19 protein-coding genes are annotated in these 20,975 nt (G+C 52.8%); 10 read left to right on the forward strand and 9 right to left on the reverse strand.

Translation table 11 applies throughout. The annotated features are described in order from the left end of the window. Positions 1-16 precede the first annotated feature (16 nt). Entirely contained in the window at positions 17-1,411 is a 1,395-nt protein-coding gene (locus M2374_RS15355; protein ID WP_181688646.1) for an MFS transporter, read from the reverse strand. Positions 1,412-1,663: 252 nt separating this feature from the next. Here M2374_RS15355 and M2374_RS15360 point away from each other — a divergent pair, with 252 nt between their 5' ends. Both M2374_RS15360 and M2374_RS15365 read left to right on the forward strand, forming a co-directional pair. Beyond that, positions 1,664-2,479 (forward strand): helix-turn-helix domain-containing protein, encoded by an 816-nt coding sequence (locus M2374_RS15360; RefSeq protein ID WP_115257193.1) that lies wholly within the window; start codon positions 1,664-1,666, stop codon positions 2,477-2,479. Positions 2,480-2,593: 114 nt separating this feature from the next. Beyond that, positions 2,594-3,067, forward strand: coding sequence for a 4Fe-4S dicluster domain-containing protein (locus M2374_RS15365; protein WP_181688647.1), 474 nt, complete (start codon positions 2,594-2,596; stop codon positions 3,065-3,067). A gap of 36 nt (positions 3,068-3,103) precedes the next feature. On the opposite strand, the gene avtA is transcribed toward M2374_RS15365, so the two are convergent. Further along, positions 3,104-4,354 (reverse strand): valine--pyruvate transaminase, encoded by a 1,251-nt coding sequence (avtA, locus tag M2374_RS15370; protein WP_181688648.1) that lies wholly within the window; start codon positions 4,352-4,354, stop codon positions 3,104-3,106. 176 nt (positions 4,355-4,530) lie between these two features. Next, positions 4,531-6,561, reverse strand: a complete 2,031-nt coding sequence (malS, locus tag M2374_RS15375; RefSeq protein ID WP_181688649.1) for an alpha-amylase — start codon at positions 6,559-6,561, stop codon at positions 4,531-4,533. Positions 6,562-6,877: 316 nt separating this feature from the next. On the opposite strand from malS, the gene M2374_RS15380 reads away from it, so the two are divergent. Then, on the forward strand, positions 6,878-7,702 hold the full coding sequence (locus M2374_RS15380; protein ID WP_096759137.1) for a protein bax: 825 nt from the start codon (positions 6,878-6,880) through the stop codon (positions 7,700-7,702). An 85-nt stretch (positions 7,703-7,787) separates the two neighbouring features. Here M2374_RS15380 and xylR read toward each other — a convergent pair whose 3' ends face one another. Beyond that, entirely contained in the window at positions 7,788-8,966 is a 1,179-nt protein-coding gene (gene xylR, locus M2374_RS15385; RefSeq protein WP_115257197.1) for a D-xylose utilization transcriptional activator XylR, read from the reverse strand. Positions 8,967-9,328: 362 nt separating this feature from the next. Between xylR and xylA the strand changes: the two genes are divergently transcribed. From xylA to yiaB, 3 genes are all read left to right on the forward strand, one after another. Further along, positions 9,329-10,651: a xylose isomerase gene (xylA, locus tag M2374_RS15390; RefSeq protein WP_181688650.1), complete on the forward strand. Its 1,323-nt coding sequence runs from the start codon at positions 9,329-9,331 to the stop codon at positions 10,649-10,651. 72 nt (positions 10,652-10,723) lie between these two features. Next, entirely contained in the window at positions 10,724-12,178 is a 1,455-nt protein-coding gene (xylB, locus tag M2374_RS15395) for a xylulokinase (protein ID WP_181688651.1), read from the forward strand. Positions 12,179-12,345: 167 nt separating this feature from the next. Further along, positions 12,346-12,693: an inner membrane protein YiaB gene (yiaB, locus tag M2374_RS15400; protein ID WP_115257199.1), complete on the forward strand. Its 348-nt coding sequence runs from the start codon at positions 12,346-12,348 to the stop codon at positions 12,691-12,693. Positions 12,694-12,706: 13 nt separating this feature from the next. Here yiaB and M2374_RS15405 read toward each other — a convergent pair whose 3' ends face one another. Further along, positions 12,707-13,702 carry an acyltransferase gene (locus tag M2374_RS15405; RefSeq protein WP_117342616.1) on the reverse strand — a complete coding sequence of 332 codons (996 nt, stop codon included), beginning with the start codon at positions 13,700-13,702 and terminating at the stop codon, positions 12,707-12,709. 175 nt (positions 13,703-13,877) lie between these two features. Between M2374_RS15405 and M2374_RS15410 the strand changes: the two genes are divergently transcribed. From M2374_RS15410 to glyS, 3 genes are all read left to right on the forward strand, one after another. After that, on the forward strand, positions 13,878-14,186 hold the full coding sequence (locus M2374_RS15410; RefSeq protein ID WP_115257200.1) for a YsaB family lipoprotein: 309 nt from the start codon (positions 13,878-13,880) through the stop codon (positions 14,184-14,186). 95 nt (positions 14,187-14,281) lie between these two features. Continuing rightward, on the forward strand, positions 14,282-15,193 hold the full coding sequence (glyQ, locus tag M2374_RS15415) for a glycine--tRNA ligase subunit alpha (protein ID WP_001168551.1): 912 nt from the start codon (positions 14,282-14,284) through the stop codon (positions 15,191-15,193). 9 nt (positions 15,194-15,202) lie between these two features. Next, positions 15,203-17,272, forward strand: coding sequence for a glycine--tRNA ligase subunit beta (gene glyS, locus M2374_RS15420; RefSeq protein ID WP_115257201.1), 2,070 nt, complete (start codon positions 15,203-15,205; stop codon positions 17,270-17,272). Between the two features lie 63 nt (positions 17,273-17,335). Here the strand turns inward: glyS and cueP are convergent, their stop codons facing one another. The 3 genes from cueP to M2374_RS15435 form a co-directional block, all read right to left on the reverse strand. Further along, positions 17,336-17,875: a copper-binding periplasmic metallochaperone CueP gene (gene cueP, locus M2374_RS15425; RefSeq protein ID WP_096759144.1), complete on the reverse strand. Its 540-nt coding sequence runs from the start codon at positions 17,873-17,875 to the stop codon at positions 17,336-17,338. A 186-nt stretch (positions 17,876-18,061) separates the two neighbouring features. Next, positions 18,062-18,274 (reverse strand): RNA chaperone/antiterminator CspA, encoded by a 213-nt coding sequence (cspA, locus tag M2374_RS15430; protein ID WP_004126446.1) that lies wholly within the window; start codon positions 18,272-18,274, stop codon positions 18,062-18,064. A 281-nt stretch (positions 18,275-18,555) separates the two neighbouring features. Then, positions 18,556-18,846, reverse strand: a complete 291-nt coding sequence (locus M2374_RS15435) for an HTH-type transcriptional regulator (RefSeq protein WP_115257202.1) — start codon at positions 18,844-18,846, stop codon at positions 18,556-18,558. 378 nt (positions 18,847-19,224) lie between these two features. Here M2374_RS15435 and M2374_RS15440 point away from each other — a divergent pair, with 378 nt between their 5' ends. After that, a complete protein-coding gene (locus M2374_RS15440) occupies positions 19,225-19,935 on the forward strand; it encodes a DUF3053 domain-containing protein (protein WP_096759146.1) in 711 nt (236 codons plus the stop codon). 58 nt (positions 19,936-19,993) lie between these two features. On the opposite strand, the gene ghrB is transcribed toward M2374_RS15440, so the two are convergent. Next, positions 19,994-20,968, reverse strand: coding sequence for a glyoxylate/hydroxypyruvate reductase GhrB (ghrB, locus tag M2374_RS15445; RefSeq protein ID WP_181688652.1), 975 nt, complete (start codon positions 20,966-20,968; stop codon positions 19,994-19,996). Positions 20,969-20,975 lie beyond the last annotated feature (7 nt).

Here is a 20,975-nt window from a genome sequence, read left to right on the forward strand (position 1 = left end):
TTCGTGCTCCTTAAGGCTATACATGACGCTGACGCAGATCGGTAGCAATGCGCGACATCATCGGGTTATTGAGTTTGCAAAGGCGGATAGACAGCGCCAGCAGTAGGTGGAACAGGGCGGGCAGCAGCGTCTCCATGGCGGTAATACCTTGCAGCGAACTGGCGGTTTGGTTGCCAGCGCCAGGCTGATAGGCGACAAAAATAAACAACACGCTGATGATCCCGGCACTGGAGGCCCAGGCCAGCTTGATGAAAAACAGGTTGAAGGCGAAATTCATGCCGGAGGAACGCACGCCGGTTTTCCATTCGCCGTAATCATCAGCAAAGGCCATCAGCGAGAAGTGCAGCGGCAGCGTGAAGCCGAGAATAATGCCGTTGCCGAGAATCACCGCCAGCCATAACGTCTGGTGCGCTGGACCGGTTGGCAGGAACCACATTAACGCTGCCAGCGCCGCCAGTACCAGGTTGGTGTAGTAATAGAGTTTGACGGTGTCGATGCGTCGCGTCAGCGGGCTAACCACCACCGAACCGATGATCGAGGCGAAGGTGACCATGGTGAAAAACAGCGAGGTGTAAGCGGTACTGCCTTCCAGCACGTAGGTAATGAAGTACATGTACCCGCCGCCACGAATATTAAAGACATTGATCAGCAGGAAGGACATCACCAGCATCAGCAGCAGTTGGTCATTTTTACGCAGTCCGCCGATGTGTTCGCGCAGCGTAAATTTCCCCATCATCGCCAGCGGTACCCGCTCGCGCACCCAGAAGAAACAGCACAGGAACATGACGACTGCGATGGCACACAGGATGCCCACGCCAAACTGATAACCCTGCGCGGCGTTGCCCTGACCGAGTATCTCCACCATCCACGGCAGGCCGACGGAGACTAAAAAACCGGCGACACCGCACAGCACAAAGCGCCAGGACTGGCAGGCGATCACTTCATTGTGGCGCGTCGTCATGGTGTTGATCAGCGCACAATACGGCACATTGATCGCGGTATAGCCGACGGAAAGCAGCAGATAGGTGCCAAATGCCCAGGCGATTTTTACCCCCATGCTGGCGTCCGGGACGGTAAAGGTCAGAACGCCAATAATGCCGATGGGAACGGCCACCCACAGCTGCCATGGGCGAAAGCGTCCCCAGCGGCTTTGCGTGCGGTCGGCGAGGACACCCATGATCGGGTCAGAAACCGCGTCAAATACGCGCAGGGCAATAAACAAGGTGCCGACCAGTGCGGGCGTTAAGCCAAACACATCAGTATAGAAAAAAGTCAGGAAGTTCATGATCAGGCAGGTAATAACGGTCCCGCCTGCATCGCCTAATCCGTAACCTATTTTTTCACGCAGAGATAATTTGTCGTCTTGTGCACGTTGTGCCAAATCGTTGGTCGTAATCGGAGCCGAAGTCATAAATAACTCCCGGAGAGGATGTTCAGAAAGTACCCCGCTACATTGCGGGCTTTTATTGTGTCATTTGCAAAGTACGTTATTTATTCTGCACCAAATACACAGACCAACAAGGGAAGGGAAAAGTATAAAAAGATGACAATTCCGACTTAATTGAAAAAGTGTGATTTCGATCCGGCGAGATACTATTTTATCGTGAATAATCAAAGATGAAGGCAGGTTTTTAGGGTGCTAAAAGCGGGAAATTGAATAGTTATGCTTGAATTATCCATGTCACTTCCGATTAAAGTACAAAATGGCGGGCTGTTTATTTCTCGTGGCGTGGGAAGTCATCCGGCGCGGCAACTTCATTCCTGGGAAATTATCTTTGTCGAAAAAGGGACATTAACGATTCGTGAAGGGAACGCTATTTTTAGCGTGCAGGCTGGAGAGAGTTTGCTGCTGTGGCCGCAGCGTTTACATGTCGGCGTGGAACAATTTCCGCCCGATTTAAAATTTTATTGGCTGCATTTTGAAGTGAAGTCCGGTGAGCGTGTTTCACCGCCTGAAGCGCTGCTTTCGATCCCGCAACAGACTCGGGTGAATGAGCCACAATATATTATTTCGCTGTTTCGCCAGTTTTTACGTGAGCAGGAGAATATCCATCGCAGCGTTGCGCTGGAGCTGATCCTGTTGCTGATTTTGCAGCAAATATCCGCTGCCGCCAGCGAACAACCTGCCGATACGCCCGGTAATGCGCTGGCGTGGAAAGCGCAGCAAATGATACATACGCAGTTCCATTTACCCCTATCAGCCTCATTGCTGGCGAAAGAACTGCATTGCAATGCAGACTATCTGGGGCGTGTATTCCGGGGTGTTTTTCGGCTGACGTTAACCGAAGCGCTGCATCGCCAGCGGGTGAGGGCGGCAGAAAAGCTGTTGATCAGTGATTCGCTGTCGCTGACCGAGGTGGCGTTTAAATGTGGATTTAACGACGTGGGGTATTTTCGCAAAATTTTCCGTACGCACACCAGCCTGACCCCGGCGGCGTGGAAGCGCCGTTACTGTAAAGAGCATATTAATTCGGCGTAGTTGCCCCTGCCTGGCTCATACACCTGACAAAATTCCACCGTTTCCCCTGTCCGATCAAAGCGGTGGGGGCCCGCTCTCTGGCACTCTGTGGTTTTAACGGCGACGGAGAAGGCAATGAACGGGTTTATTATGGCGGATGCGGCGAAATGCATTGGATGTCGAACCTGCGAAGTGGCCTGCGTCGTCGCGCATCAGGAAAACCAGACGTGTGCGACGGTCTCCTCCGGGGCATTTATCCCGCGTATTCGGGTGATTAAAGACGACGCGTTTACCACGGCGGTAACGTGTCATCAATGCGAAGACGCACCTTGTGCGAATGCCTGCCCGACCACCGCTATTCGCCGCGAACATGGGCATATCTTCGTGGAACAGGCACGCTGCATTGGCTGTAAGAGCTGTATGCTGGCCTGTCCGTTTGGGGCCATGAATGTGGTTGCACAGCGCTCGCGGGTGCAGGCGGTTAAATGTGATTTGTGCTGGCATCGTGAAACGGGCCCGGCGTGTGTAGAATCCTGCCCGACCCGTGCGTTGCAATGCGTTGACGCCGCAAAAATTCAGCAGCAGCGTTTGCGTTCACGGCCGTTGTAATGCGTGACCCGACCGATTAGGCGGTCGGGTTTGCCATCAGCCTTCACGCCAGGCGCGTTCTATCTCTTCAGCCAGAATCTTCACGCCAGCCTCGATTTTCTCCGGCTCCGGAACGTAGTTCATCCGCATGCACTGGTGGGTGTGCGGCCACGGCTTGTCCAGCCCCGGGAAGAAGTAATCACCGGGAACCATCAACACGCCGCGTGCTTTCAGGCGCTGATACAGCAGCTCGGTGGTGATAGGCAAGTCCTTGAACCACAGCCACAGGAAAATCGCCCCTTCTGGTTTATGGATCAGGCAGCGCTCTTCGGATAAGTAACGGCGAATGATCGCCACGGTCTCCTGAACGCGCTGATAATAAAACGGCTTGATCACGGTCTCCGACAGGCGCAGGAGATCGTTGCGTTTAATCATCTCGCACATGATAGCCGGACCCATACCGCCAGGGGCAAGGCTGATGATGCCGTTCATGTTGGTGATCGCGGTGATGATTTTTTCATTGGCGATAATAATACCGCAGCGCGAACCTGGCAGCCCGAGCTTGGAAAGGCTCATGCACAGTACAATGTTGGGGTTCCACAGCGGACGGGCTTCGCTAAAGATAATGCCGGGGAACGGGACGCCATAGGCATTATCAATGACCAGCGGAATACCGTGCTGATTGGCGAGGCGGTCCAGCTTCAATAACTCTTCGTCAGTAATCACATTGCCTGTCGGGTTGGTGGGGCGCGACACGCAAATCATGCCGGTCTCTTCGCCAATGTGCAGGTGTTCAAAGTCAACGTGATACTTAAACTGACCTTCCGGCAGCAGCTCGATATTCGGGCGCGCAGAGACGAAGAGCTCCTCTTCCAGCCCGGAATCGGCATAGCCAATGTATTCCGGTGCCAGTGGGAACAGGACTTTTCGGGTGGTCCCGTCGGCGCGACGTCCGGCGAAAAGATTGAATAAGTAGAAAAACGCGCTCTGACTACCATTTGTCAGTGCAATATATTGTGGTTCGATATCCCAGCCCAGCTTCTCGCGCAGCAGCGTGGCCAGTTCGGCCAGTAGCTCGGTTTTCCCTTGTGGACCGTCATAATTACAAAGCGCATCAGTGACTTTGCCGTTTTCCAGCATCTCGGCTAGCAGAGACTGGAAGTACTCCTGCATCTGTGGGATTTGCGCCGGGTTACCGCCGCCAAGCATGATCGCGCCGGGCGTACGTAAACCGTCGTTGAGGTCCTCCATCAGGCGGGTGATGCCTGAATGGCGGGTAAATTTGTCGCCAAAAAGTGAGAATGTCATAGCAGGTGGTCTGTCGAGCTGAGTAATAAAGTGGCTAACCATAGCGCTACCTATGGCGGGGTGCAAATCAGGCCTGTGAGACTAAATTGACGTTTTGTGCTACATATTTGTAACAGGGTGGTGTTTTATTTTGCATAACGCTTCTCGCCCCACCGGGTACGAGAAGCCAGGGGGGATTAGGGCTGACCTGCCCAAATGACCATCACTTTGTCGTCACCGTGCTCGCGGGAAAATCCGTATCCTTGTTTCAACGTCAGCGTGGTTTGTTTACCAGCGCCGATGGCGGCATGTCTGGCCCTGAACTGGCTGATTTTCTGCCAGTGTGCGACGCTGGCGGCCGATTTACCGCTGACGTCCTGCCAGTTCATATCGGATCGCGTGCCTTGTAAAGGGTCTGAGCCGGTCGGGCCGAAAGGACGCGCGGATTCGTCACCGTAAAACAGCTGCACCGCGCCCGGTGCCAGTAGCAACAGCTCGGCGGCTTTATCTCCACCTTCGCGGAACAGGCGCGTGTCGTGCGATGAGAGATAGCTCAGGATGTTAAAATCCTGCAATTTATCCGCCATCTGCTGCCAGGTGAGATCCATATTGGCCAGGCAGTCGACGGCGCTGGCCGCCTGTTCCTGATAATCAAAATTGATCATCGCATCAAAGCCGTGGCGGTAATACGCACTGCGCATAACGCCGTGACCCCAGGCTTCGCCGGTCATCCAGAAGGGTTTATCATCCAGCGCTTTGTCCGGGTTGGCTTTCTTCCATTCGGCCAGCGCTGCGCTGGCCTGGGTTTTCAACTGCTGCCAGGCGGGAAGTTCGACGTGCTTGGCTGTATCGACTCGAAACCCGTCAATCCCGTAGTCACGCACCCACTGACTGAGCCAGTGGGTCAGATAATCTCGTGGCGCGTAGCCCGCAATGGCTTTGGCGTGGGTATCCGGTTTGTTATTGTAAAACACCGGTAACCCGGAAGGTGTGTTGGACTCGGTTTTCAGATCGGGCAGGAAGGCCAGCGACATCGTCAGGTCGTCAAAACCGGGGCTGTCGTAGTCGCCGATGTCGGTACGGATCCAATTTTTCCCCCACCATTTTTCCCAGGCGGCTTTATCACTGAAATTGATGTAATCATTAAAGCTGTGCCAGCTCTGTCCGGCGGCGGGCTTCCAGTCCGTCCAGCGTTCACCGAGCGTATGTTTCAATTCATCGCCCGATAAATATAACGCGCCAAACTGATAAGCCTGCATATCGGCCAGCGTCGCGTAACCGGCATGGTTCATCACCACATCGAACAGAATGCGGATACCGCGCTGGTGAGCGCCATCGACCAGCGCACGCAGATCGGCCTCGTTGCCCATATTGGCATCAAGCGTGGTCCAGTCCTGCGTGTAATAACCGTGATAGGCGTAGTGGGGGAAATCCCCTTTGGTGCCACCACCTACCCAGCCGTGAATCTGCTCAAACGGAGCGCTGATCCACAGGGCGTTAACGCCTAACTGTTGCAGATAGTCGAGTTTGCTGGTGAGGCCACGTAAATCGCCACCGTGAAACGTCCCAATCTCCTGCATGCCGTCGTTGTGGCGACCGTAGCTGTGGTCATTGGTCGGATCGCCGTTTTGAAAGCGATCCGTCAGTACGAAATACACTGTGGCGTTATGCCAGTCGAAGGGGGCAGGGGCGTCCGTTTCTGCGCGTTCAAGCAGTAATAGCCCGTTGCTACTGGCTGCGGGTTGGAGGGTGATTTGACCGTGCTTAACCATTGCCGTCTGCTGGCTGTAGTAATCACGCACCACGGCACCTTCAGGGAAAGTCTGACTCACATCCAGCGTCAGCGGTGAGCCATCCCATTTCGGACACTGGCGAATCAGGTTGCTCACCGGCTCAACGGCGGATGCTAGTGACAGCATCAACGTTGGCGTTCCGGAGCGGGTATCCACTTCCAGCGTGTAACTACCGTCTTTGAATAAACGCCACTGTGGTGGCTCGCCTGTGCAAGGTTTTAGCGACAGCATCTGGTTGAGTTTAATGGTTTCGGCAGGCTGCCAGCACTGTTGGTCAAAATTTAGTATTAAAGGACGGGTACCCTTCGTCAACGTTGCATGGCTGACAAACTTACCCGTACCCTCCACTTCGAAGGTGGGGAACCCTTGAGAAGTCCATGACGAGGCGATGGTGATGCCTGGCATAAGCGCCAGCGCAAAGGCGGCAAGTTTCATAACGCTGTCCTGAATGCTGCGATTTTAGCCAGTTTGCCAGCGAATTACGGTCGGAGACTCATCCTTTGGGTGGATTCCGCCAGGATGAGACGTGAGGGTGAGCGATCGTGCGCAAAAAACGGCATTATTTTGCGATAACCCCCGCATTTTCTTCGAATTAATACCAATCTTAACCGTTAGCGCGTGACATAGTTTCGGAATTGGACTATTCCTTTGGGTGCTCTTGACGGCTATTTTTGCTATGATTTGAGATTCATCTCTCATTTTTATGAAAAATATAAGGTGTTGGAATGTATAAATCCGACCAGGAGACCTAATGATATTGACTCCCATTCGACGATATGGGGCCATGATTCTAATGTTACTCACCATTGCATTTTCCGGTGAGGTGCTGGCAAAGACACACACGGCAACAACGAGTCAGAAGCCCCAGGCAACCAAGACAAGTAATACACAGGTAAGCAGTAAACAAGAGTATTCTCGCAATAGTGCAAAGAGTAGTTCACTTCCTGATTTGCGAAAATACCCTTCCGGAACACCAAGGAAAAAAGCGTTTCTCCGGACGGTTATGCCTTACATTACTAGTCAAAATGCGGCCATTACTGCTGAACGTAACTGGCTGATTTCAAAGCAGTACCAGAATCGCTGGTCGCCGAGCGAGCGTGCGCGCATGAAAGATATCGCCAAACGCTACAAGGTGAGCTGGTCTGGCAACACGCGTAAAATTCCGTGGAACACGCTGCTTGAGCGCGTGGATATTATCCCTACCAGTATGGTGGCAACCATGGCTGCGGCAGAAAGCGGCTGGGGTACGTCGAAGCTGGCACGTAGCAACAATAATCTGTTTGGCATGAAATGTGTCAAAGGTCGTTGCACCAATGCGCCGGGTAAGGTGAAAGGCTACTCTCAGTTTGACTCGGTGAAAGAGTCAGTGACGGCTTACGTCATTAATCTGAATACACATCCGGCATACTCTTCCTTCCGTAAGTCACGCGCTCAGCTGCGTAAAACCGATCAGGAAGTCACAGCCACGGCGATGATTCATAAGCTGAAGGGGTATTCCACCCAAGGGAAGAGCTACAACAACTATCTGTTCGCGATGTACCAGGATAACCAGCGCTTAATTGCAGCGCATATGTAATTCCTGCGCCTGATGGCGCTACGTTTATCCGGCCAACACGATGACTCGTCGGCCGGATAAGGCGCAGTCGCCATCCGGCAACACATCACATCAGCACTTCGCTGTTCACATCGCGGTATTCTTTTGGCGTCGTGTCGTACTCTTTCTTGAACACCGAATAGAAATACTGCAGAGACGGATAACCGCACATCTGTGAAATCTCGTTGATGGAAAGCGTGGTTGAAATCAGTAGGCTGCGCGCTTTCTCCAGCTTTTCGGCATGGATCACCGCATGAATGGTCTCCCCGACCTCCTCTTTAAAACGCTTCTCCAGATTCGACCGTGAAATCCCCACTGAATCCAGTACCTGTTCGACCTTGATGCCCTTACAGGCATGGTTGCGGATGAAGTGCATCGCCTGAATAACGGCCGGATCGGTAAGTGAACGGTAGTCGGTTGAACGACGTTCCACGACGCGTACCGGAGGGACCAGAATGCGTTGTAGCGTCGGCTCTTCGTTCGCCAGCACGCGGTGCAGGAGTTTTGCGGCCTGATAGCCCATCTGACGAGCACCCTGAGCAACGGATGATAACGCCACGCGCGACAGGTAGCGGGTCAGTTCTTCGTTATCAATGCCAATGACGCACAGTTTCTCCGGTACCGGAATATGCAGATGTTCACAGGCCTGCAAAACGTGCCGTGCACGCGCGTCGGTGACGGCGATAATCCCGGTTTGCGGTGGCAGAGTTTGCAGCCAGTCGGCTAACCTATTTTGTGCGTGTTGCCAGTTTTCTGGTGCTGTTTCCAGGCCTTGATAGACCACGCCACGGTACTTTTCTTTCGCTACCAGTTGGCAAAAGGCATATTCACGCTCCTCGGCCCAGCGTTTGCCGCTGGAAGGTGGTAGACCGTAAAATGCAAAGCGGTTCACCCCTTTTTCTTTCAAATGCAGAAAGGCGCTTTCAACCAATGCGTGGTTATCGGTGGCAATGTAGTGGACCGGTGGATAATGTTCAGCAAGATGGTAAGAACCCCCGACGCCAACGATGGGGACATCGACATCGGCAAGTAATTGCGCAATGTCATCGTCGTCATAATCGGCAATAACACCGTCGCCTAACCAGTCTTTAATATTATCAATACGCGCGCGAAAATCTTCCTCGATGAATATATCCCATTCAGATTGCGACGCTTGCAAATATTCACCCACGCCCTCAACAACCTGGCGGTCGTAGGCTTTATTGGCATTAAATAAAAGAGTGATACGGTGACGTTTATCAAACATAAGAGCCTGTCCTGGAAAGGGTGAATATGGGCCTGTCGATACTACCAAAACCGTGGATAATGCTGCCTGATTATGTGTGACAAATTTTTGATTTGCGTAGCGCTATGCAAAACTCACATACCCTAAGCGGGAAGGCAATTGTCATATCTTATCCGCGGATTATGGTTTTTAGTTTATTCATCAGGATCCGATCCCGATCGTCTTTTTATTTCTTTATTTAGCGCGTTTTTTTGGGAGCCAGCGCACATTTGGGTATTCTCTTAATAGCGGTGTGAAATAACGTAATTGAGCAATAAATCAGGAAATTCCAGTATGGCGATATCGCAGTTTACTTGCCGTATTACCTGATTATGGAGCTTATTATGCAGGCTTATTTTGACCAACTCGACCGTGTTCGTTTTGAAGGGACAAAATCCACTAACCCGCTCGCATTTCGCCATTACAATCCTGATGAGAAAGTGTTAGGCAAGCGTATGGAAGATCACCTGCGTTTTGCCGCCTGCTATTGGCACACTTTCTGCTGGAATGGTGCAGACATGTTCGGCATGGGAGCCTTTGACCGCCCATGGCAGCAACCCGGTGAAGCGCTGGCGCTGGCGAAACGCAAAGCGGATGTGGCGTTTGAGTTTTTCCACAAGCTGAACGTGCCTTACTACTGCTTCCATGATGTAGATGTCTCGCCTGAAGGTGCTTCGCTGAAAGAGTACAAAAACAACTTCGCGCAGATGGTTGATGTGCTGGCCGCTAAACAGGAACAAAGCGGCGTGAAGCTGCTGTGGGGGACGGCAAACTGCTTTACTAACCCACGTTACGGCGCAGGTGCGGCTACCAACCCGGATCCGGAAGTGTTCAGTTGGGCGGCCACCCAGGTGGTGACTGCCATGGATGCTACGCATAAATTAGGCGGCGAGAACTATGTTCTGTGGGGCGGTCGTGAAGGCTATGAAACCCTGCTTAATACCGATCTGCGTCAGGAACGCGAGCAGATTGGCCGTTTCATGCAACTGGTGGTTGAGCACAAACACAAAACCGGTTTTCAGGGGACTTTGCTTATCGAACCGAAGCCGCAGGAGCCGACCAAACATCAGTACGACTACGATGCGGCGACCGTTTACGGCTTCTTGAAACAGTTCGGCCTGGAAAAAGAGATCAAACTGAATATCGAAGCTAACCACGCCACGCTGGCTGGCCACTCGTTCCACCACGAAATCGCCACCGCAATCGCGCTGGGCCTGTTTGGCTCTGTCGATGCCAACCGCGGAGATGCGCAGCTGGGCTGGGATACCGACCAGTTCCCGAACAGCGTGGAAGAGAATGCGCTGGTGATGTACGAAATCCTGAAAGCGGGTGGTTTCACCACGGGTGGCCTGAACTTTGATGCCAAAGTGCGTCGCCAGAGCACCGATAAATACGATCTGTTCTATGGTCATATTGGGGCGATGGACACCATGGCACTGTCGTTGAAAATCGCAGCTCGCATGATTGAAGATGGCGGCCTGGATCAGCGCGTTGCAAAACGTTATGCCGGTTGGAATGGTGAGCTGGGCCAGCAAATTCTGAAGGGCCAGATGACGCTGACCGAAATTGCGCAGTACGCTGAACAACATAATCTGGCGCCGGTGCATCAGAGCGGTCATCAGGAACAGCTGGAAAATCTGGTAAACCATTATTTGTTCGACAAATAACGGATCGTTAAGAACGTTCGTCAGCCCGGATAGCTTTGCGCTGCCGGGCATTTCTTTAAGGAACGATACCCTATGTATATCGGGATAGATCTGGGCACATCAGGCGTAAAGGCCATACTGCTGAATGAGCAGGGTGATGTTGTGGCCTCGCAGACGGAGAAACTCACGGTTTCGCGTCCTCATCCGCTATGGTCGGAGCAGGATCCTGAACAGTGGTGGCTGGCAACGGATCGCGCCGTCAAAGCACTGGCTCAGCAACATTCACTCAGGGAGGTGAAGGCGCTGGGGATTGCCGGTCAAATGCACGGTGCGACGCTACTTGATGAGCAGCAGAAGGTATTGCGCCCGGCGATCCTATGGAATGATGGACGCTGCGCACAAGAGTGCGAGATACTGGAAAACCAGGTTCCAGAGTCTCGCGGCATCACCGGCAATCTGATGATGCCGGGTTTTACGGCACCCAAATTGCTGTGGGTTCAGCGCCATGAACCGGATATTTTCCGCCAGGTTGATAAAGTCCTGCTGCCGAAAGATTACCTGCGTTTGCGTATGACCGGGGAATTCGCCAGCGATATGTCTGATGCCGCCGGTACGATGTGGCTGGACGTTGCGAAGCGCGACTGGAGCGACGTCATGCTGGCAGCCTGTCACCTGACCCGTGCGCATATGCCAGCGTTGTTTGAAGGCAGCGAGATTACCGGCACGTTGTTGCCTGCGGTCGCGCAAGCCTGGGGCTTGTCCGAGATCCCGGTGATTGCGGGTGGCGGAGATAACGCGGCAGGCGCAGTTGGCGTCGGTATGATGAATGCCGGTCAGGCGATGCTTTCGCTGGGCACGTCCGGTGTTTACTTTGCGGTAAGCGACGGATTCCTCAGTAAACCAGAAAGTGCGGTACACAGTTTTTGTCATGCCTTACCTGAAAGATGGCATCTGATGTCCGTTATGCTCAGTGCGGCATCCTGCCTGGACTGGGCGGTAAAATTAACCGGGCTGAGCAGCGTTCCTGCGCTAATAACTGCGGCACAACAGGCGGATGAGCAGGCTGAACCCGTCTGGTTTTTGCCGTACCTGTCGGGTGAACGTACGCCGCATAATAATCCGCAGGCGAAAGGCGTCTTTTTTGGTCTGACGCATCAGCATGGGCCGGCAGAACTGGCGAAAGCAGTGCTGGAAGGCGTGGGATTCGCGCTGGCAGATGGTATGGATGTGGTGCATGCCTGTGGTGTTAAACCGGCCAGCATTACGCTCATTGGCGGCGGGGCGCGCAGCGAGTACTGGCGCCAGATGCTGTCTGATATCAGCGGGTTGCAGCTGGATTACCGTACCGGTGGTGACGTTGGTCCTGCGTTGGGGGCGGCACGTTTGGCACAAATTGCGATGAATTCCGATAAGCCATTATCTGACCTATTGCCTCAACTGGCGCTGGAACAGGCGCATTATCCTGACGCAGATCGCCATGCGCTTTATTTGCAGCGTCGCGAAACCTTCCGTCGTCTCTATCAGCAATTGCTGCCGCTGATGTCATGATCATATTTCCCCTCTGCTAAATGGAGGGGATTTTTATAATCTATGTATTTTTTAAATTAATAATTTACGTGTATGGATTTATTCTGAAAATATAACTTAGTGCTATTTTTCTGTGTTGTCTTTAGTGGGTTATTCATATTGTATCCGTGATGGATAAGGAGATCCCAATGAAGACTACGAGGTTTATGGCATGGCTATTATTCCTTTCGGGTGCACTCATTTACGTTATTGGTTTATGGCGCGCCTGTCCCTTATTGAACGGGAAAGGATACTTTCTGGGTGTCCTGATGACAGGGATGTTTGTGACGTACGCTTACCAGCGTGCTGAAAATAGTAATCAGAATGACGAACACTTTACGCGTGTGTGCCAGATGGTGGCATTGATAACAGTAGGGTTGCTGCTGCTGGGGATGCTGAACGCTCCCTTGTCACTCATCGAAATGGGCGCCTATCCAATGGCATTCTTCGTGTGTTTAGCGGGGCAAATTATGCTGATGCGCCCGCTAAAAGAGTAACGACGGGTGAGTGTTAACTCACCAGTCGGCGTGTATCGATGCGTTGCAGCAGAACCGAAAGTAGCAGGCTGCCCGCCAGCGTGGCGCTGAAAATCCACAGCATATCCAGCGGCGGCCAGTTCTTGAGCTCGATACTGTTAGTGCGCAGCGCATGAATGATCAGCGCGTGGAAGCCATAGATACCCAGTGAGTGGCGGGAAATCAGGCCCAGTACGGGGATAGTGCGTGCGCTAAGGGTGTTTTTGACCAGCGTCAGCAGCGAGACTGCGCAAATAAATACGGCTGGGCCGCAGTAGAGATACCAGGTGTCGGCGAAATTCCCTCGCCAGCGGAGCTCGTATAAGGTTCCGCGAGAGATAACAAAGACGGCGGTGACGCACAGTGCCGCACAGACCCAGGTGAGCGCGCGTTTTTGTGTATTCATCATGCCAATCGCCCTGCCCAGCAAGCCGTACAGGATGTAATAGACCGTGTCGCCGCTGATGTACAGGTTGATAGGCAGCCACTCAACGCCCCCCATTTTTAGCGAGACGGTGTTGGGATTAGCAAGGATGCCAAGCACCACCATCAGCGCCAGCAGCATTTTTCCGCTAATACTTTTCACTTGAATCAGCGGTGAGACCAGGTAGATGACGGCGATGGCGAAGAAAAACCACAGGTGATAGAACACCGGTTTTTGCAGCAGATTTTTCAAAGACAGCTCGGCGTTAATCGAGGTGAACAGTGAGATGTAGGCCAGTGCGACGGCGCTATAAAACAGAACGCAGAGCGCAATACGGAGAAAATGTCGCGGCTGGGCGCTGCGCTCGCCAAAGAAAAGAAAGCCTGAAATCATGAAAAACAGCGGTACGCTGACGCGTGAAGCTGAATTGAGCACATTGGCAAGATCCCAGGCTAACGGGCTGACGCTGTGCGCATTGGTGATGTACCAGGTGGTTGTATGGATCATAACCACCATTAAACAGGCTATCCCGCGCAGGTTATCAATCCAGAAAATTTTGGGCTGCATCAGTTCCTCTGTTTCCATTAAAAAAAGTCTGACTGGCATTTCGCGGATGTATCTCACTGGAATAATCTGAGTTTTTACGCTAAAGCTTGTGATGGTCCGATGAGATTCTCAAAATAGGATCCGTTTCCAGACAGTAATAATAATAAGACTGACCCGCAAATCAGAGGGTAATAAAATGATGATGAAGTATTTCTTTCCCGCGATGGCTGCCCTCCTGCTGGCAGGATGCGCGGACCCACAGCCGCCGGCACCGACTCAGAAAGCGCAAAAGGCCAAAGTGAGCTCTTCACGTTCGCTGGATATGGAAGCATTATGCAAAAATGAAGCGGCTGAACGTTATAACACCGGGACGCAGAAAATAGACGTAACCGGCTTCGAACAGTTCCAGGGCAGCTATGAGATGCGTGGTTCTACCTTCCGTAAAGAGAGTTTTGTCTGCTCATTTGACGCAGACGGGCAGTTTTTGCACCTTTCCATGCGCTAAGTTCCTCCTTTTTCCCGTTTCGTACTGTATATCTTGCAGCCAGCGGGTATACTGATCGCTTCCTTTAAATCCACACGTATCCAGCACGAAATAATATGCAAAAGTTTGATACCAGGACCTTCCAGGGCTTGATCCTGACCTTACAGGATTACTGGGCTCGCCAGGGCTGCACCATTGTTCAACCATTGGACATGGAAGTCGGCGCGGGTACTTCTCACCCAATGACCTGCCTGCGCGCGCTGGGGCCGGAGCCGATGGCGACTGCTTATGTGCAGCCTTCTCGTCGTCCGACCGACGGTCGCTATGGCGAAAACCCGAACCGCTTACAGCATTACTATCAGTTCCAGGTCGTCATTAAGCCGTCCCCGGACAACATTCAGGAGCTGTACCTTGGTTCGCTGAAAGAGCTGGGTATGGATCCAACCATTCACGACATCCGTTTCGTGGAAGATAACTGGGAAAACCCAACGCTGGGTGCCTGGGGTCTGGGTTGGGAAGTGTGGCTGAACGGCATGGAAGTGACGCAGTTCACCTACTTCCAGCAGGTTGGTGGTCTGGAATGTAAGCCTGTGACCGGAGAAATCACTTACGGTCTGGAACGTCTGGCGATGTACATTCAGGGCGTAGACAGCGTTTACGACCTGGTCTGGAGCGACGGCCCGCTGGGTAAAACCACTTACGGCGATGTGTTCCATCAGAACGAAGTCGAGCAGTCGACTTACAACTTTGAATACGCTGACGTGGACTTCCTGTTCACCTGCTTCGAGCAGTATGAGAAAGAAGCCCAGCAGCTGCTGGCGCTGGAAAACCCACTGCCGCTGCCTGCTTACGAACGTATTCTGAAAGCCGCCCATAGCTTCAACCTGCTGGATGCGCGTAAAGCCATCTCCGTCACCGAGCGTCAGCGTTATATTCTGCGCATTCGCACCCTGACCAAAGCAGTGGCAGAAGCTTACTATGCTTCCCGTGAAGCCCTTGGCTTCCCGATGTGCAACAAAGACAAATAAGAGGCGGCCATGTCTGAGAAAACTTTTCTGGTGGAAATTGGCACTGAAGAGCTGCCACCAAAAGCACTGCGCAGCCTGGCTGAGTCCTTCGCTGCGAACTTCACTGCGGAGCTGGACAATGCTGGCCTCGCGCACGGCAACGTAGAGTGGTTTGCTGCGCCGCGTCGTCTGGCGCTGAAAGTGGCTGCCCTTGCTGAATCGCAACCTGACCGTGAAGTAGAAAAGCGCGGCCCGGCGATTGCCCAGGCGTTTGACGCTGAAGGTAAACCGAGCAAAGCGGCAGAAGGTTGGGCGCGCGGTTGCGGTATCACCGTTGATCAGGCTGAACGGCTGACCACCGACAAAGGTGAATGGCTGCTGTACCGTGCGCATGTGAAAGGCGAAAGCGCAGAAACGCTGCTGCCAAACATGATTGCCACGTCACTGGCTAAGCTGCCGATCCCGAAACTGATGCGCTGGGGCGCGTCCGACGTCCACTTTGTGCGTCCGGTTCATACCGTCACGCTGCTGCTGGGCGACAAAGTCATCCCGGCAACGATTCTGGGTATTCAGTCCGATCGCGTGATCCGCGGCCACCGCTTTATGGGCGAGCCTGAGTTCACCATCGACAATGCCGACCAGTATCCTGAAATTCTGCGCCAGCGCGGCAAAGTCATTGCTGATTACGCCGAGCGTAAGGCAAAAATCAAGGCCGATGCCGAAGAGGCGGCGCGTAAGATTGGCGGTAACGCTGACCTGAGCGAAAGCCTGCTGGAAGAAGTCGCGTCTCTGGTTGAATGGCCGGTGGTGCTGACGGCGAAGTTCGAAGAAAAATTCCTCGCGGTACCGTCTGAAGCGCTGGTTCACACCATGAAAGGTGACCAGAAGTACTTCCCGGTGTACGCGAACGACGGCAAACTGCTGCCGAATTTTATCTTCGTCGCTAACATCGAATCGAAAGATCCGATGCAGATTATTTCCGGTAACGAGAAAGTAGTTCGTCCGCGTCTGGCGGATGCCGAATTCTTCTTCAATACCGACCGCAAAAAACGCCTGGAAGATCATCTGCCGCGTCTGCAAACCGTGCTGTTCCAACAGCAACTGGGTACCCTGCGCGACAAGACGGATCGTATTCAGGCGCTGGCGGGCTGGATTGCTGAACAGATTGGCGCTGATGTCAACCACGCCACCCGCGCGGGCCTGCTGTCCAAGTGTGACCTGATGACCAACATGGTCTTCGAGTTCACCGACACCCAGGGCGTGATGGGCATGCACTACGCACGTCATGATGGCGAAGCGGAAGATGTAGCGGTAGCGCTGAACGAGCAATATCAGCCGCGCTTTGCCGGTGATGACCTGCCGTCTAACCCGGTGGCCTGTGCGGTAGCCATTGCCGATAAAATGGACACCCTGGCGGGTATCTTCGGTATTGGTCAGCATCCAAAAGGTGACAAAGACCCGTTTGCACTGCGTCGTGCTGCGCTGGGCGTGCTGCGTATCATCGTTGAGAAGAACCTGAACCTCGATCTGCAAACGCTGACCGAAGAAGCGGTACGTCTGTACGGTGACAAGCTGTCCAACGCGAACGTAGTGGATGATGTCATCGACTTTATGCTGGGTCGCTTCCGTGCCTGGTATCAGGACGAAGGCTACACCGTTGATACCATTCAGGCGGTGCTGGCACGTCGTCCGACGCGTCCGGCTGATTTCGACGCACGTATGAAGGCGGTTTCGCACTTCCGTACACTGGAAGCCGCGTCTGCGCTGGCTGCGGCTAACAAACGTGTTTCTAACATCCTCGCGAAAACGACAGAGCCGCTGAACGACCGTGTGAATGCAGCAACGCTGAAAGAGCCGGAAGAAATTACGCTGGCGATGAAGGTTGTGGTACTGCGTGACAAGCTGGAGCCTGCGTTTGCTGAGGGTCGCTATCAGGAAGCGCTGGTCGAACTGGCCGAACTGCGCGAACCGGTTGATGCGTTCTTCGAGAAAGTAATGGTTATGGTGGAAGATAAGGATTTACGTATCAACCGTCTCACCATGCTCGAAAAACTGCGTGAGCTGTTCCTGCGCGTGGCGGATATTTCGCTGCTGCAGTAACCGTCTGTATTGACGTAAAAAATGCCGGATACGCAATTGCCTATCCGGCATTTTTTTATGCTGTTAGCGCAGCTGCAATTCGGTCAGACAGGTCTGGCTGTCATTCATCGTTTTGATGGCGTGAGACGCTTTTTTGCCGTTGTAGCTCACTTCAATTGTGCCTTCCATATTGCGTGGTAGCCATACGCCGATAAAACCATTGCGGTAGCTGGTCATTGCTTTCTGCACCACCACGTCTCCCTTGCTATCCGTCACTTTGACATCAAAGGTCTTCTCGGGCATTTCTCCCTTGCAGCCAGAAAGGCTGTGGTTAAAGCAGGGGTGAGTTTGCCATTCGTATGGGGCAAAGGAGAGATAGAACTTGTCACCAAGCGGTAGCGTATAAACCTGTTCACCGGAAGAGAGCTTTAGTTCGGTGCTGGTGATGGAGGCAGAATAGGGCAGTGGTCGACTCTGAGGCGACTGGTCAATGGCGTCGACAATTTGCTCAACGGATTTCCCGCTTAGCCCATGTTGCGCCAGAAAGGTTGATTCTGGGGTAGCAGCGAATACGCTACTTGTGGTGAGTAAACCTAATAACAGCAACAGTGAGGTTTTCGACATAGCTTCAATTCCTTGTGAAAATTGTGGAATACATGCCGACGTACTATAAAGCTTACCCTTAGGGAAAGGTCAAAGGTGCGGTGGGTAAAGTAATGCAAAGAAGAAAGCTGGGGAAATTTATTGCGAGAGACAGATAAAAAAATCCCCGCCGTTTGGCAGGGATCTAGAATTTTGAGCTTTTTAAGCTTACAGGCTGGTTACGTTGCCAGCTGCCGGGCCTTTAGCGCCGCTTTCGATGGTGAAGGAAACTTTCTGACCTTCGTCCAGAGATTTGTAGCCTTCGTTCTGGATAGCAGAGAAGTGTACGAACACGTCTTTTGAGCCATCGTCAGGAGTGATGAAACCGAAGCCTTTATCAGCGTTGAACCATTTTACGATACCAGTCATTTTACCGGACATAGTGTATTACCTTTTAAAAAATAAGTGTGCCTTTCGGCGATATGGCGTGCTTTACAGATTTTTTAACAGTAAAGGAAAATGCTCACTACGAAGGGTATCAATGATAACTCTTGAAGGGACTTGCCTTACTAAACTGCTGTAATGGTCTGTACGTCAAACCGTTGAGTGCATTAACTCATTTTACGCCGGAGGATGCAACTACTATTTTCTTTTTTGTTGCTGGAGCTGGTGGTAGAACGGTCCATTTACAGGACCGTTCTGAAGAAAAACCAGAAAAAACATCAATCCATCAACTGCTTACTTAATCTCGGGTCGGCCTGAATCAGGCGCATCAATTTCAATTCGGTACTGGAAGGCTTTACGCGTTTAGACTCCCACTCATGAACCATCGCAACCGTTACGCCCATTACTCGGGCAAAATCATCTGTTTTTAAACCCGTCCCTCGTCGTAGCTGTTCAAATTCGGTAAACGGGTTGGCTTTTTGCGTCAAGGTGACGGTCTGCGATACATCTTTAAAAACAATCTGTTCCAGACTGCTAAGCAGTTCAAGCATAGGATCTTTATATTCCATTGAGGACTCCTAAAATCACACAGCGGGATCGTGAATTTCATCGAAGCTCATTAAGAATAGTCGCAAAAAAAGACGCCGGGCGTGGGGTGCGCGCGGTGGGCGCGTTTCAGCGGATCGCGGTGGCCGACCTGTAGTTTGCTAACGATCTGATAACGGTCGGGATCTCCTCTCGGCCAAACTCATTTGTAAAGATGACAAAATTTTTACGCCATTCGGCTGATGGCGCATTGTTCAGCAAAACGCAGGGCCACCGAAACGGGTATTTTCCCCGACAAGATTACGCGGAAAGGGTATCTTGCGGGGCTGACCTGGACTATCCTTGTCATCGTCAGGCACGCGGGTGTCGTTGTGCGCATTTTTGGGTGAAGGAGTATTAAAATGGCGACAGGTAAGTCCTGCTCTCGCTGGTTTGCGCCTGTTTTGGCGCTCTTAATGGTAGTTGGCCTGAGTGGGTGTTTTGATAAAGAAGGCGATCAACGCAAAGCGTTTGTCGATTTCCTGCAGAATACTGCAATGCGTAGCGGAGAGCGTTTACCGACGCTGACCGCCGATCAGAAAAAACAGTTTGGCCCGTTTGTCTCCGATTACGCGATTCTTTATGGTTATTCACAGCAGGTGAATCAGGCGATGGACTCCGGTCTGCGCCCGGTTGTGGATAGCGTAAATGCCATCCGTGTTCCTCAGGATTACGTGACCCAGCGTGAACCGCTGCGTCAGGCAAATGGTGCGCTGGGCGTGTTAGGGCAACAGCTGCAGAATGCGAAGCTGCAGGCCGATGCCGCACGTGGTGCGCTGAAGCAAAGCGAGGATCTGAAACCCGTCTTTGATCAGGTATACAGCAAAGTCGTGACTGCTCCGTCAGAGGCGCTACAGCCGCTGATTCCTGCCGCGCAAATCTTTACGCAGCAACTGGTACAGGTGGGTGATTTTATCGCGCAGCAGGATACGCAGGTGAGCTTTGTGGCGAACGGTATCCAGTTCCCGACCTCACAACAGGCAAGCCAGTACAACACGCTGATTGGCCCGCTGGCAGCCCAGCATCAGGCATTTAATCAAGCCTGGACTGCTGCGGTGAACGCAGCCCAGTAATTCAGGGAATAACGATATACAGAATGCCGGGTACGCAGTAGCGCTACCCGGCATTTTTTTATCCTGCTACCTGCGGATTCACACAGTTCTTCTCGACGTTCCCTTGCAGTGCATCAATTAAGTTATCTACCGCACAGGCTGCCATGTTGTAGCGGGTTTCATGGGTTGCCGAACCAATATGCGGTAGCGCCACCACGTTTGGTAACGACAGCAGCGGAGAGTCTACCGGCAGCGGTTCCTGCTCAAACACATCCAGACCGGCGGCATGAATCTCCCTGCTTTGCAGGGCGGCAATCAGTGCGGTTTCGTCCACGACCGGGCCACGTCCAGCGTTGATGAAAATGGCGGAGGACTTCATTTTGGCGAACTGCGCGGCGCCAAACAGATGGTGAGTCTCATCCGTTAGCGGCAGGATCAGACAGACAAAATCCGATTCCTGCAACAGCGTATCCAGATTGCAGTAGCGCGCGTTGAAGCGCTCTTCCGCTTCCTTATGCTGGCGGCGTGCATTGTAGAGAATGGGCATGCCAAAGCCGAAATGGGCGCGTTGTGCCAGTGCGAGGCCGATGCGGCCCATACCGACAACCCCCAACGTTTTGTGATGTACATCGGTGCCGAACCAATCCGGCCCGATGCTCTTGGTCCATTCACCTACTTTCACGCGTTCAGCCACCTCGACTACGCGGCGAGCCGTGCTTAACACCAGTGCCATTATCGTATCCGCCACGGTTTCGGTCAGTACGGTTGGGGTGTGCATCAGTAAGACATTACGGGCGTTAAGCGCCTCGACGTCGAAATTGTCATAGCCTACGGAGATTGTTGAGGTTGCGCGCAGCCTGGGCATGTTCTCCAGCAGGGCGCTATTGACGGTTTCGCTGGAGCCCAGCAGACCTTCCGCACTGGCGAAGGCCTGCGCGTGCTGTGCGACCGTTTCCGGGCGCAGGTTAGGGACTTGAGTCACCGAAAAATGTGCTTCCAGGCGCTGCAGTAAATCGTCAGGTAACGCTTTGTAGAGAATAATGGACGGCTTCATGCGAATC

The sequence above is a fragment of the Citrobacter sp. JUb117 genome (genome assembly GCF_024809055.1).
Taxonomy (GTDB): Bacteria; Pseudomonadota; Gammaproteobacteria; order Enterobacterales; family Enterobacteriaceae; genus Citrobacter; species Citrobacter gillenii.

What these genes read in the sequence shown, in the direction of transcription:
- xylA (WP_181688650.1), top strand. Translation starts at nt 9,329, where the DNA reads ATGCAGGCTTATTTTGACCAACTCGACCGTGTTCGTTTTGAAGGGACA.
- M2374_RS15405 (WP_117342616.1), bottom strand. Translation starts at nt 13,702, where the DNA reads ATGCAGCCCAAAATTTTCTGGATTGATAACCTGCGCGGGATAGCCTGT.
- M2374_RS15355 (WP_181688646.1), bottom strand. Translation starts at nt 1,411, where the DNA reads ATGACTTCGGCTCCGATTACGACCAACGATTTGGCACAACGTGCACAA.
- M2374_RS15410 (WP_115257200.1), top strand. Translation starts at nt 13,878, where the DNA reads ATGATGATGAAGTATTTCTTTCCCGCGATGGCTGCCCTCCTGCTGGCA.
- xylR (WP_115257197.1), bottom strand. Translation starts at nt 8,966, where the DNA reads ATGTTTGATAAACGTCACCGTATCACTCTTTTATTTAATGCCAATAAA.
- glyS (WP_115257201.1), top strand. Translation starts at nt 15,203, where the DNA reads ATGTCTGAGAAAACTTTTCTGGTGGAAATTGGCACTGAAGAGCTGCCA.
- cueP (WP_096759144.1), bottom strand. Translation starts at nt 17,875, where the DNA reads ATGTCGAAAACCTCACTGTTGCTGTTATTAGGTTTACTCACCACAAGT.
- glyQ (WP_001168551.1), top strand. Translation starts at nt 14,282, where the DNA reads ATGCAAAAGTTTGATACCAGGACCTTCCAGGGCTTGATCCTGACCTTA.
- avtA (WP_181688648.1), bottom strand. Translation starts at nt 4,354, where the DNA reads ATGACATTCTCACTTTTTGGCGACAAATTTACCCGCCATTCAGGCATC.
- M2374_RS15380 (WP_096759137.1), top strand. Translation starts at nt 6,878, where the DNA reads ATGATATTGACTCCCATTCGACGATATGGGGCCATGATTCTAATGTTA.
- xylB (WP_181688651.1), top strand. Translation starts at nt 10,724, where the DNA reads ATGTATATCGGGATAGATCTGGGCACATCAGGCGTAAAGGCCATACTG.
- yiaB (WP_115257199.1), top strand. Translation starts at nt 12,346, where the DNA reads ATGAAGACTACGAGGTTTATGGCATGGCTATTATTCCTTTCGGGTGCA.
- M2374_RS15365 (WP_181688647.1), top strand. Translation starts at nt 2,594, where the DNA reads ATGAACGGGTTTATTATGGCGGATGCGGCGAAATGCATTGGATGTCGA.
- ghrB (WP_181688652.1), bottom strand. Translation starts at nt 20,968, where the DNA reads ATGAAGCCGTCCATTATTCTCTACAAAGCGTTACCTGACGATTTACTG.
- cspA (WP_004126446.1), bottom strand. Translation starts at nt 18,274, where the DNA reads ATGTCCGGTAAAATGACTGGTATCGTAAAATGGTTCAACGCTGATAAA.
- M2374_RS15435 (WP_115257202.1), bottom strand. Translation starts at nt 18,846, where the DNA reads ATGGAATATAAAGATCCTATGCTTGAACTGCTTAGCAGTCTGGAACAG.
- malS (WP_181688649.1), bottom strand. Translation starts at nt 6,561, where the DNA reads ATGAAACTTGCCGCCTTTGCGCTGGCGCTTATGCCAGGCATCACCATC.
- M2374_RS15440 (WP_096759146.1), top strand. Translation starts at nt 19,225, where the DNA reads ATGGCGACAGGTAAGTCCTGCTCTCGCTGGTTTGCGCCTGTTTTGGCG.
- M2374_RS15360 (WP_115257193.1), top strand. Translation starts at nt 1,664, where the DNA reads ATGCTTGAATTATCCATGTCACTTCCGATTAAAGTACAAAATGGCGGG.